This is a genomic window from Bradyrhizobium sp. CIR48, from assembly GCF_014198315.1.
Lineage (GTDB): Bacteria > Pseudomonadota > Alphaproteobacteria > Rhizobiales > Xanthobacteraceae > Bradyrhizobium.
In genome coordinates this window covers 120,320-132,779 of the sequence record NZ_JACIHG010000010.1, presented here as the reverse complement: position 1 = coordinate 132,779, position 12,460 = coordinate 120,320, and the positions used below count along the sequence as shown (strand labels likewise).

10 protein-coding genes are annotated in these 12,460 nt (G+C 59.2%); 4 read left to right on the top strand and 6 right to left on the bottom strand.

What is annotated here, in order from left to right:
- The first annotated feature begins 174 nt into the window (after positions 1 to 174).
- On the top strand, positions 175 to 1,425 hold the full coding sequence (locus GGD66_RS28625; protein WP_183259700.1) for a hypothetical protein: 1,251 nt from the start codon (positions 175 to 177) through the stop codon (positions 1,423 to 1,425).
- Between the two features lie 144 nt (positions 1,426 to 1,569).
- On the top strand, positions 1,570 to 3,387 hold the full coding sequence (locus GGD66_RS28620; protein ID WP_210321693.1) for a right-handed parallel beta-helix repeat-containing protein: 1,818 nt from the start codon (positions 1,570 to 1,572) through the stop codon (positions 3,385 to 3,387).
- Between the two features lie 162 nt (positions 3,388 to 3,549).
- Here GGD66_RS28620 and GGD66_RS28615 read toward each other — a convergent pair whose 3' ends face one another.
- The 6 genes from GGD66_RS28615 to GGD66_RS28590 all read right to left on the bottom strand — a co-directional run bounded on the left by GGD66_RS28615 (position 3,550) and on the right by GGD66_RS28590 (position 11,118).
- A complete protein-coding gene (locus GGD66_RS28615; protein WP_183259698.1) occupies positions 3,550 to 4,281 on the bottom strand; it encodes a hypothetical protein in 732 nt (243 codons plus the stop codon).
- Between the two features lie 92 nt (positions 4,282 to 4,373).
- Entirely contained in the window at positions 4,374 to 6,626 is a 2,253-nt protein-coding gene (locus GGD66_RS28610) for a polysaccharide biosynthesis tyrosine autokinase (protein ID WP_183259697.1), read from the bottom strand.
- A gap of 258 nt (positions 6,627 to 6,884) precedes the next feature.
- Complete coding sequence (locus GGD66_RS28605; RefSeq protein WP_183259696.1) at positions 6,885 to 7,508, bottom strand: hypothetical protein; 624 nt, start codon at positions 7,506 to 7,508, stop codon at positions 6,885 to 6,887.
- A gap of 140 nt (positions 7,509 to 7,648) precedes the next feature.
- Entirely contained in the window at positions 7,649 to 9,151 is a 1,503-nt protein-coding gene (locus tag GGD66_RS28600) for an O-antigen ligase (protein ID WP_246789001.1), read from the bottom strand.
- A gap of 32 nt (positions 9,152 to 9,183) precedes the next feature.
- On the bottom strand, positions 9,184 to 9,738 hold the full coding sequence (locus tag GGD66_RS28595; RefSeq protein ID WP_183259695.1) for a hypothetical protein: 555 nt from the start codon (positions 9,736 to 9,738) through the stop codon (positions 9,184 to 9,186).
- A gap of 177 nt (positions 9,739 to 9,915) precedes the next feature.
- On the bottom strand, positions 9,916 to 11,118 hold the full coding sequence (locus tag GGD66_RS28590) for a polysaccharide biosynthesis/export family protein (protein ID WP_183259694.1): 1,203 nt from the start codon (positions 11,116 to 11,118) through the stop codon (positions 9,916 to 9,918).
- A gap of 407 nt (positions 11,119 to 11,525) precedes the next feature.
- Here GGD66_RS28590 and GGD66_RS28585 point away from each other — a divergent pair, with 407 nt between their 5' ends.
- Both GGD66_RS28585 and GGD66_RS28580 read left to right on the top strand, forming a co-directional pair.
- Entirely contained in the window at positions 11,526 to 11,963 is a 438-nt protein-coding gene (locus GGD66_RS28585; protein ID WP_246789000.1) for a hypothetical protein, read from the top strand.
- Between the two features lie 76 nt (positions 11,964 to 12,039).
- Complete coding sequence (locus tag GGD66_RS28580) at positions 12,040 to 12,315, top strand: hypothetical protein (RefSeq protein WP_183237551.1); 276 nt, start codon at positions 12,040 to 12,042, stop codon at positions 12,313 to 12,315.
- Positions 12,316 to 12,460 lie beyond the last annotated feature (145 nt).

The following is a 12,460-nucleotide window of genomic DNA, read 5'->3' as shown; positions in this document are numbered from 1 at the left end:
AAAATAGATCCTAAACACGTACTCGCTAATCTGAATAGGGATCATTCCACACTTAGGTTCAAGCTCTTCTCAGGAATACGTTGAGCAATGATGCAACCATACTTAAGGACCCCCGCGAAGTCGCCAGAATCATCGCGTTGGGACAGAGCTGCTCTGCTTTACTTCGTGGCCTTCTTGCCGCTCGCGTTCGACTTCAAGAGCGAGGGGGCCGGGGCGGCAGCCCAGATCCAAGGCGCGCTGCTCTTCCTGTACATATTTTTATCAGGCCTGTTTTGGCTGGCGACGGCGCCATCGATCCAAGAAGTGCAATCACCCCTCCTGGGAATTGTGGTGGGCTGGTTCTGCTTCGAGTCGAGTCTGACGGCCTTGGTCAATGGCCAGGAACTGTATCCGGTATTTATCAATACAATTCCGGTATTGATATTCGGATCTTCGGCCTACGTCACCGCACGAGCGCTCAACGTCGTAAAGGACTTGGGGACTATATTAACTGCCCTGAAAATCCTCGCCCTGATCTATCTGCTTTCCAGATTTCTAATCATTCTCCTCGGAACCGGTATCGACTTGATGACAATCAGATACCAAATCTTGGGCGGCTCCGTTAACGCGTGCCTCGGACTAATAGCAACAAGCCTGCTATTTAGACTCACGATCCTCGATTTAATTATCGTTTCCGCAACACTGATTGTCGTGGGCCTTTCGGTAACCCGTACTCAGGTAGTTGTCGCCCTAGCCCAGTTTGCTATCTATGCCCGTGCACCATGGGTTCTCATGGTGCGCGGGAAACTGATTAGCAGGACCATCCTTCTAGGATGTCTCTTAGGGACAGCGCTAACTCTCGATCTAGTTTCAGAGGCAGGTATCGTCGAGCGGTGGTTCTCCCGGCTCTTTGTTTCGAGCGAGGTTGGGTTCGATCCAACCTTACTTACGAGAAGAGCTGAAGTGAATTTCATGGCCGAATCATTCTTGGGTTCTCCAGGGACTTTCCTTTTCGGACAGGGCCTGGCCGCTCCGACCATCCTCACCGGGCCTGAGGCCGCAATGGCTGCACAACTTGTCGGGCGACTTTCTGTCGAGCAGATACATAGCATTGGTTTTGGCCACCAAAATTACTGGGCAATACTCTTCATCGGCGGGGTAGTTGGAGGTGGTCCCTTGCTGTGCGTTCTGTTCTGGCACGGCTTTCAAGCATTGTCGTTCGTTAGCTGGTTTCGCCAACACCGTTGGAAGGACGAAGGTGTCTTTCACCTAGGCGTTTGGGGCGCGACTATCGTGATCGGAATGCTCACATATGGCTTCTTAGCTGGGCTCTTTGGCGACAGAATAATAAGCCTATGGTATGGAATAGGCACAGGGCTTCTTATGGGATGTCGATCCAGGATTGGGAGTACACGTCGATTGCGTATTCATGCCAGCAAAACATAGGAATCGATTTTGTTTCGACTAATACTATTGTTCGCATCGTGCCTTTTCAGCTTAGTAGCTGAAGGAGCGGAACTGGCGCCCAGCGCCTCTTCGATAATTTCGCCTTCCCCGATTCCCAATTCAGTTGAGCTGGCGGACACCATCGTGAGGACGGGATATTTTCCCGATGGCGTGACTCGCATCTTGAGTCCAATCAAATTGACCCACAAGGATTCGGGCAAAGCGGATGCGCCCACCGTTATAAGGGGCAGTCGAAGTGGAAATTCCCAGATAAGTGGAGCAGCCGTCGTAAGGGGTACGAAGATCCAAGACGTCAATGCCAGCCGAGCGCCTACGCAGCCGACAATCTACGCTTTGGATCTTTCCTCGTTGCCACAACCACGGCCGTTCGGCATTGAAAGACGAGGGGCTTATTTTGATATCGATCAATCTCGTTTTGAACTTTTTCAGAACGGCCTCCGGCTGCACTTAGCAAGATGGCCTAAGCTAGGATACTCGACTGCTATTAGAGCTGCTCTGGACTCGGATGACCAATCCGGTACGAGCGTGATGATTCCACGGGATGCGTTTGCCCGATTGAATTCCGAGAAGGATATATGGCTCGGTGGTTACTGGACTCAGGATTGGGCTTTCGAGACTGCACCGATAGAGCGGTTTGGAGAGGATGGCGAAACTGTGCAACTGCCTCGCATCAAAGCTCCAGGGAAGCTACGAAGCGGATTCAAATACTTTGTTCAGAATGCACGTTCTGAGCTCTCTGAACCGGGAGAGTACATTCTGAACTCGAACCGAGAAGCCTTCGTCATCCCGACGAACGAATCAGACCAGTTCGAGGTCGCAATTGCGACGACGCTACTAGAAATAAGCAACGCGCATGACATAGTCATCGAGGACGTCGCCTTTGAGAAGACCCTTGGTACGACCATCAAGATCGTTGACAGCGAGAACATAACTATTCGGAACTGTTTCGTAGGACGCAGTGGTGCGGGAGCAATCAGAGTAACCGGAGGGCGGAATGTCGTCATTGATCGTTGCGTGATTCGCGATACCGCTGAAACTGCAGTATTGCTGAGTGGCGGAGATCGACCAACTCTGACCCCAGCCGGTCACGCTATTACCAATTCTATTGTTACGGATTTCGGGATCGACTCACGAACCTACCGGCCGGCCGTGCAGGTAACGGGTGTCGGGATTCGTGTCGAAGGATGCTTCTTATCGCGAGGCCCACACTCCGCAATAATTTTGGCGGGTAATGATAATCTGATCCGAGGGAATGAGATCAGCGCTGTGGTTCAGGAAACCGATGATGCGGGAGCGATATATACGGGACGCGATTGGACGCATCGAGGAAACGAAATTGATGGCAACTTTTTTCATGACATTGGGATGAGAATGTCAGCTCACGCGAGGTCTCCGTCTGAACCGTCCTTTGTTTCTGCAATATATCTCGATGATCAAGAAAGTGGATACAGAATTTCTCGCAACATTTTTTGGAGAGTCGGCAGGCCAATCGTCATTCATGGGGGGCGCGACAACCTGATCGAAGAGAATGTTTTTGTGGCGAATACGCACGGGGCCATTTGGTTGCACAAGCGGGGGGAAGCACTAGGAGGTGAGCTCGAGCGACGGTTAAGAGCCGTGCCCTACGACCGAGATCGATGGGCAACAAGATATCCCGCCCTAGCTACTCTAGCTGAGAACGATCCCGGCTCTCCCGTCAATAACAAGGAAAAGGATAACATCCTGCTCGGCCATGGCACCCTGGTAGAATTCCGAGCACCCGAGGATGCTCAGTACTGGGCTCAACGCGACACTACCACGGCCATCGGTCGTTCTCGCAGAGGTTGGCCGGTTACGTCGCCAGAGGATCTTCAAAGGTACTTAAGCGCCCAATTCCCAGGCACACACTCTATTCCAGTTCGAAGCAAAGCTCTTTCAGATCTGCAATTCTCAGCCCATTAGGCATGATTCGGAAAAGTATGAAGCGGTTTTGCGAAAAAAATCCCGTTTGAACAAAGAGCTAAAGTGCGATTGCGATTCGACCCGTTCTTATTGCACTTCAGACTTGGAAGGGAGATTCAGGGGCAGAGACAAGGCACGCCAGCCTGATAGCCTGTTGCCATTTCACCGCAATAACCTTTCTTCGAGTTGCACGCCCGGAATTGAGATCTTTATCCCGTCCCGAGCTAGTCTTCGCGCAAAGATCTCGCGGGATATCAAATCAATCCCGTTCAAGCTGGCCAGCAGACGTTCCCTGTGAACCCAGCCCACGGTCATCAAGTTTACTGCCGCATGCTCAAGAAGATCGCCGTCGACCATTGCAGCGAATTCTGAGACAGCTTTATCGTTCGCGAACGGACTCAACTGTGGAAGACTTGCAAGGCTAAGTCGATTTCGGTGCGCCGCAACCCAGCCTTCAAGAGGCCCGGTTGCGTAAGACTGATCCAGGTATCCAAGTGTCGTCGCGTCAAATCCTTTGCGCGTCGTCTCCACCGAATAGAGCATCAACCATAGAAAGGAATCTTCGGGATTGAGCGTTAGAGAGAATTTGAGGTCGTCGTTTGCAGCCGCCGCGGCCTGATCGCTCTGCTCGGGACTCTCTCGTCCGATCACTTCCTCTGCAATTCGCAACCGAATTAGGCTCTTCGCGCGCGCAAATTGGCTGCGTTGGACGACAGGTGCGGGGTTGGCCGCCATTGATACCAGCAAATCACCCAGTGCACCCGGTTTGAAACGATCACCAGCGAGAAGACGTACCACAGCTTCCCTGGCTTGCGCGGCTGACCAGAATGCCGGCAGGTTGATGGCTGACCAGAAGATGCCAACAAGACCAAATGCCAGCAGCGCGGCTTGCATACTAGATCTTGGCACTCTGCTCTGCACTTTCCTAAGGTTCGAGCCTCGGCTATATGCCTCCCTGGAAGACAGCCAGCTCGCTTCGCCGGCCGTTACTCCACGTACCCATAGCGCGCGTAGTATTTCTGGTAGTAGTAGCGCCCGTGATAGGACTCATAGCGCGCGAGCAGCTTCGTATCCGCCTTGTTCAGCACAACACCTAGAAGCTTGTCCTGGATTTCCGGCGCATTGCGCAGATTATGCCGCACAACATCGATCTTGGTCTTACCCCATTCCACCACAAACACGAAGGAATCCACGAAGGGCGATGTGACGCGCACATCCACGACTGGGGCCATCGGCGGCATGTCCAGCACGACATAATCATATTTCGAGCGTAGCAGGGCGACGAGATCGCGCATCGGCTTCGACGCCAGCACCTCATTGGTATGCAGCAGCTTCGACGTCGTGCCAGCAGGCAGGATGGCAAGCCCAGTCTGGGAATCGATGCTGACGATGTCCTCGAGCTGCTCCTTGTGCGCGAGGACTTCGACAAGGCCGGCTTTCGCATCCGGCCGCAGAGCACGGGACAGTGAGGGATTGCGCAGATCGGCGTCAATCAGGATCACCCGCGCGCCGCCATGCGCGATGAGCTGCGCGAGGTTGGTCGACAGCGTGCTCTTGCCCTCATTGGGCAGGGTCGAAGTCACGGCCAACACACGATTCTCGCGCACGATGGAGTTGAGATCCACCGCTACCTTCAACGAGCGCACCGCTTCGGAGAAGCGCGACAGAGGATTGTCGACGACATAGCGGAGTAGATCGGGTGCTGGGTTGCTCATCTTGCTGCCGAACTTGCCGGAGAGCGCCGCCGATGCCGGCGCACCTAGCGCCGGCAGGATGGCAACGCAGTTGGTCCCTAACTGCTCCTCGACCTGGCCAGTGGTGCGGAACACCTTGTCGCTGAGCTCGCGCGCCATCGCCGCGCCGAAGCTGAGCATCAGGCCGCCGAGCAGCGCGGCGCCGAGGATGATCAGCGACTTCGGCGCGCTCTTGACCAGCGGCGTGGTCGCCGCGCTGATCACCCGCGCCTCAGTGATCGGGAAAGACTGCTGCTGTACACTCTCCATGTAGCGCTGGAGGAAATTGTCATACATCGCCTGGTAGCTCTGCGCGTTGCTCTCGAGCTCGCGGAGCTGGATCTGCGCCTGGTTGGTGAGCTGCGATTCCGAGACGATGTTGGCAAGGCTCGCCTTGATCGCCTCCTCGCGCGTCTGGGCGATGTCGTAGTCGCTCTTGTACGATTCCTGGATGCGCTTGAGCTCGTCCTGGACGTTCTTCTTGATCTCGGCCATTTGCCGGCGCAGGTTGACCGCAGCGAGGTGATCCGAGCCGTATTTGGCAGACCAGATCGACTCCTTCGAGGCGAGATCGACATATTGTGCGCGCAGCTTGACGATGGTGTCGTTCTTCAGCGCGTCTCCGACGTTAGCATCAGGGATCTCCTGCTTGACGATGTCGTTCATGCGATCAAGCCGCGCCTTCGCCTCCGCAGTCGATGCATGCGCCATGATGAGCTGACTGTTTACTTCGGCCAGCTGCTGCTGATTCATGAGCCCTTTGCCGGTGTCAATGATGTTATTGGCTGTCTTGAAATCGACCACGGACCTCTGCGCGGCGGAAGCCTGAGTGCGCAGCTCCTTGATGCGGTCCTGAAGCCAGACGCTGGCTCGGCGGGTCGCCTGATACTTCGCCTCGAGCTGGTCGACGATGTAGGCATCCGCAATGGCATTGGCGATGCGCGCGGCCTTCTGCGGGTCGCGCGAGGAGAAGCCGATCTCCATGACATAGGTGAGGCCGAGGCGCTTGATGGTGCGGTTGCTCGCGAAGACGCCGAGCGCCTTGCGCGTCAGCTCGAATTCGGAGGGGGCGTGGCCGGAGGAGACCAGGCCGGTGACCGAGCCCATGATGGCGCCGAGCAGACCGGTGCCGCTGCCGGTAAACTCCGGGTCTTCCGTGAGGTGCAGGTCGCGGATCACGGCAAGGCTGATGTTCTCGGATTTGAGGATCTCGACCTGGGTTTCCACCGTGGCGGAATCGATCGCGATATCGCCGAGCACGGATTGCTGCTGGAACAGCTGCACCTTGCGGGTATCGATCACCATCGTCGCAGTGGAGGTGAACAGCGGCGCGGCGGTGAAGAGATAGAGCAGCGCCAGGATCGCGCATGCCGAGACGATCGCGACCATGGTCGGGAACTGGCGCCTGATGATGTCGAGATAGGAGGTCAGCGACTGCGACGGGGAGCCGTCGGCCTCGGCGAAATCACGATTGATCTCCGAGGTCGGCTTGTTCACCTGCAACATCTAGCAATTCCTGAAAATGGATCGATATGTTTGATTGGGATTAATGTTCGCCGAAAGCCCGGATGCGTCCGGAGCAAACCTGATGCCAAAGCCCGCGTTGCGCGAAACACTAACACAATCCTGCCTGCAATTGAACGTGGTCGATGCAGTGCACAGTGCCGTTTACGCGACATTTTGCAGGAAGCTTAACGGCGCAAAAGCAAAGCGGCGCCCGCTGGCGCCGCTTACAAAGGGTTGCATGGCCGATTGTGATGCGTGTCAGCGCGGACTGACGTTCCCGGATGCGTTGGTAATCCCAGCAGTACCCGCGCTAGAATTCGGCGAGACGGTGTTCGCATAATGGAACCCACCGAAGCTCGGCGCACCGTTGTTAGCACCACCGGTGTTGCCGGGATTGCCGGTCGGACCACCAGCTCCGGAGCTACCGCCACCACCACCACCGCCGGTCGCGGCGATCGCGACGTCGCCGGTCGCGGCCTGGTAGGCGGCGATCACGTCGGCGTTGCCGGTGTTGGCGATCGCGGCCTGGATCTCATTGGCGAAGGCCTGGTCTGACTGTGCGGCCATGCGGGCGACCTGGGCGAGGCCGCCGACGATCGCGCGCATCTGGTCCTTGGTGGTCGCGGGATCCTTCAGGAGCGCGATCAGGCCGGGAAGCGTGGTCGGATCGGAGGCGCCGAGATCGCGCACGCGCGAGATCAGCTGCGGGCCGCCGGTCGGATATTGCTGCAGCAGGCTGTTGGGGGACGCCTTGAAGTCGGAAATGACGGTGGCCGGCAGCTGGCGCTGCGGCGGATAAACGGCAGCGCTGGCGGCCGAGGTAATCGTCGCGGCGAGGGCCGCGGCGGCAGCCATGCGAAGCGCGGTTCTGATAACGCTCATAAATCAACCTCCAAAAAATCAGCTGCCCCGATGTGCTTCCTCGGCCCGGGCAAATGGCTGTGCAGTGCGGAACCTAACCGAAGAGAAAACAGCTGTCCACTTATTCTAAAGACTTCGTAAACGACGCAACTGCTTCAAATCTAGACACTTTTATGAAGCTGAGGCACCGGGCTCGGGGCGGCGCCCGCGGTTGTCGGATGGCCCTCGCCTCGCCGGCTGGTAGCGCCCGCCTCCGCTATCGGCCGGCCCTCCTTTGTGCGGAAGGACTGCGCCAGGCCGGCGCCGAAAAGCGCAAAGAATGGAATGCTGTAACCGGGCACCTGCAGCGTGAAGTCGAGGCACGAATGCAGCAGCGACAGCGTCGCGGTCGCCACCGCCGCCAGCGGGATGATGGCATCGCGCCGGCGGGTGAACACGCCTCTCGCCAGCACCAGCAGCATGATCGCCCAGCCGAGCGCCACCAGCAGCGCCATGGGAATGCCCATCTCGGAGGCAAGCTCCAGCGGGGTCGAATGCGCGGCATCCCAGATTCCACGAATCGAGATGTTGGGGCTTCGATACGGCGGGAAGGCCCATTGGAAGGTGCCCATGCCGGTGCCGAACCAAGGATTGTCGCCGATGATTTTGAGCGTCGATTTCCAGGCCTCGATGCGGCCCTCGTCAACCAGGCCTTGGCTGTCGAAGCGGCTGGAGACGCGGCCGCCGAGCAGCTGCAAGAGGCCGAGCGCGACAGCGAGGCCCGAGCCGAGCGAAATCCAGATGCCGGTGCGCGGCGGCAGGTCCTTTCTGAGAAAGAGCGTGAACGCGACGATCATCGCGAGCAGCGACAGGCCGACGCCGGCGCGCGAGGTGGTCATGAACATCGCCATCAGGCAGATCAGCAGGCAGCCAAGCTGCGGCAGGATCTCTTTCGGCGGAATCGTGCGCACATCGAGCGACAGGCGTCGCCATTCGATGTGCCGTTCAGGCAGCCGGCGGCGGACGTCCTCCAGGATCAACAGCATCCAGATCACCGCGCAGGAGCCGAAATAGGCCGCCGCCGTGTTGCGGTTGATGAAGGTGCCGGTGACGCTGCCGAGATAGGCCGTCTTGCCCCGCCACAGGATCATGGTGGGCTCGATCAGGAACGAGAGCACGCCATACAGCGCGTAGGCCGCGCCCGAGATCGCGATCACCCACAGCATGCGGCGGGCGCGGTCGCGATCGGCCCCGACGGTAATACCGAGAACGATGGCGAGGATGTTGGCGAGCGGCGCGCCGAGCGCGAAGAACGCTTCGTTCTTGACGATGGAAGCCGACGGGGCGATCGGCACGCCCAGCAGCTCCGCGGCCTGCTTCCAGATCGGCTGGAACGGTGCGACCCAGGGATGGTCGGAGAGCTGCTCATGCAGCACGAACGCGTAGGCCACAACGATGACGCCGATGCCGGCGAGCAGCCAAAGATGCGGCTGACGCAGATCGCGCGTCGGCGCGAAGATCACCGCTACCCCGAGACACAGGCACCAGAACGCAATCGACAGATCATTGGTCGAGCCGAACGGGAACGGCGCGCCAGCCACCACAAAGAACAGGATGAAGGTCGCGGGCAGGCTCCATGACCAACGAATCCTGAACCAGCTCATATTGGGAGGCCAAAGGCGCATCGTGCTTTCTTTAGGCGAGCTTTGCTTTAGGCTTAGAGGAAGCAATCGATCGGATAGATTTTCAGATCCACGTTGAGGCGGCTGTTCCGGGTCTGCGCCCGGAATGCCAAGAATACTCCAAAGCTATCGCTGCCCGGATCGAGTTTTATTCCAGGGGTTAATTCGTCGGGCGGGACCAGGACGCCGATGTGCCGGTTGATGGCCGAAATCTCGATGCGCCCCTCCCCCTCGCCGAAATGCCCGCCGAGGTGCGTCACCGTGACTTTGGGCAGGCCGCGGCGCTGATGGCAAACCTCCTCCTCCCATAGCTTGGTCTGCTGGACCAGCGGCTTTCCCGCATCATCGGGGACAACGATATCCGGGAAGGACGGACGCAGCATCCCGAAGAACTTGCTCTCCTTGGAGTTCGCCGACAGCCGGACCGTGAACGACAGCTCGCCCTTGGCTCCCTTGAGGCGCGACAAGACAGGAGCGTCGGGCTCCGCGGAGACCATCACGTCGATGCGGTGGCGAACGCCTAGCTCTGCAGCAGCGCCGAGAGCCTGCCCGAGCGGTGCAAGCCCGAAGCCGACGGGGACGAGAGCCAAAAGACGGCAAAGTGTCCGTAAGCGCATGAAGCCCCTTGCAACAGTGCGGGGTGCCCGATGACCGGCGCCCTGCCCAGTGGCGGAACTCGTAGCCGCAGCAGAACCGCTTCGATCTAAACGAAGATGGCACCGGGACAAAGCCCCGGTGCCATCGCTTCTGGTCGATCAAGTCGGCCTTTACGGCGCCAGCTTGACGTTGTTGCGGAAGATCAGGGCGTCGTTGGAGAGATTCACCGCATCCGAGCCGGTGGCCATGATCACGCGCAGGAACTGCAGGAATTTCGTAACTTCGACGTTGCGGGAGTTCGAGACGTAGATCACGTCGCCGTTCTTCATCATGACCTTGGTGGTAAGGAAGAAGCCGCCGGGATCGCGGAGGTTCACGTTGAAGATGACCGGAACGGTCTCTGACGTGTACTTGCTGACGTCGATGCCGAGCTGGGCCGCAACCTCGCGCGGCTCGCGGCGATACATGTACACGGCGGCCGGATCGGCTTGGCCATCGAGAAGACCACCGGCCTTGCCCATGGCTTCGCCGAGGTTGATGCGCCAGGCATCGAAGTTGAACTCGCCGCTCTGACCGCTGGCGCCGAACGCCAGGAACTTCTGCTGCTCGCGATAGACGTAGATGCTGTCGTCGGGGCGAACATAGACGTTGTTCTCGGGCGCCATTACGAGATTTTCGAACGGCACGGTGGCCCGCCGTCCGCCACGCTCCAGCATGACCCAGGTCTCGAAGCCCTGGCCCTTGATGCCGCCGGCGCGGGTGATCGCATCGAGCACCTTGTCCTTGGCGCCCGCCGCGCTCGCGGGATAACGCGCAGGCGAATTGACCTCGCCGAGCACGCTGATGAGCTGGGTGCGCTGCGAGGACATCGCGACGACCGCCTGCGGCTCGATGGCGCGGTTGCCGATCTTGTCGACGATCGCGCGCTGGATTTGCACCGCCGTAAGCCCCGCAGCCTTGATCTGGCCGGCATACGGCACGGTGATGAAGCCGTCATTGTCGACCGACTGATCCGGGATCGTCACATAGTTACCCGGGCGGACGCCGGCTTCCGCCGGAATGAACAGACCGCCTGCCGCGGCTTCGAAGATGGTGACGCTGACGACGTCGCCGATGCCGAACACGATGCTGGCCGGCGGCCGCTTGTCCGTGAACGCCCCCGCGAGCCCCTTGGGCTCATGGGTGTGCAGGATCTTCACCGTGGCCGGATTGAGCGGCACCAGCTCGTAGGCCGGAGCGTTTTCAGTCTGAATCTTGTTGTTGACGTCGTCCGTCAGCGGACCCGAGCCGGGATTGGTCGAGCACGCTCCGAGCGCCAAAGCGGCGGCCAGAAATGCTGGCTTGAAAAGATATGACTTGGCAAAGGAATGCATGAATCGCGCCCCAGGAGACCCCAATTAGCCCCTGATTGGTACGGCCTAGGGGGTGGTGCGACAAGGGTTCCCGGTGGTTAACGGAGCGATCGGTCGGCCACTGTTGCGTGCGGGCCACTGTTTGGGGCTTGGTTTAACCCTTTGTGACCATTTGTTGTATTTCGTGTGCCCGGTCGGCGAGCAAACCGCCCAACTCAAGGGCTTCGTGTGTCGAGCGCGAGGCTTCTTGACCTCTCTCCGCTCTGCTAAGTCTGGGCCGTTAAGGATAGGAACTCCCATTGTCTGGCCTCCTTCTTGTTCCGCTGTTGGCAGGCTCCCTCCTTGGCGCCGCTGATCGCCCATGGGGCTCTGCTACCTCTTGCGCTGGCAGCACGTGGTCCTCGTGCCAGGGCGCCCTCGTCGTTGAGGTGGCCGCCCCCTCCTCCATCTGGAAGTTCAGCCGCACGCAAGGGGCCAAGGACGGCGAGAGCTTCGCGGCCATCACGAAGACCGCGGACACCACCCAATCCGACCCGGACTTTGCCGGCCTCATCGTCCGCTGTGCGCCGAAGGGTAAGATCGACGTGCTGGTGGCCCTGATCCGGCCCTTTCCGCCGCGCAGCCACCCCAAGGTCACCATCGCCGCGAGCGGCGGCGGCACCCTGACCTTTGACGCCAGCATGGCGGCCGCAGGCGCCGCGGTGCTGCTGCCCGACGAGGTCGCGGCCTTTGCCGCAGGCAAGTGGCAGACAACGGCCTCGCTGTCGGTGGTGGTCAGGGAAAGCGACAGTGAGATCAAAGGCGTGGTGGCCCTGAACGGCTTGCGGGAGGCCTATCATTCGCTGCTGGCAAATTGCAGCCAATAGGCCAAATTTAGCCATACAGCTTAAGGGTCTTTTTAGGGTGGGGAACCTAGGGTCCGAAGCACGGAGAGTGTTTCGGATGACCGCGTTTTTGATTTTCAGCTTTCTCGTAGGTGCCGTGCTGGGCCAACGCTTTCGCGTCCTGGTCCTGCTGCCATTGACCTTCGTCATGGTGCTCGCCGCCATCCCGGTCGGCTCGATGCTCGATCTCACCCTGCTCGAGAGCCTCAAAGGCGTGGCACTCGCGGCCATCGCCCTCCAGGGCGGTTATCTCTTCGGCTCGGCCGCGCGCTTTGGCCTTGCCGCCGCACGCGCCGCCCGCGTCTTCGGCCGCCCGATCAAGGCCACCCGCTGATCGCGCCGATCAATCAGCGACCGACGAGCCCGCGCGCAAACGGCCCAAGGTTTAAGCGTTGGACCGAGGCAGGCCTCTGTTTGAAAACCACCCGCCCGCTTGTATGGTGACCTGACCGTTTCAGGATTCCCTTCGAGCGCGCCGT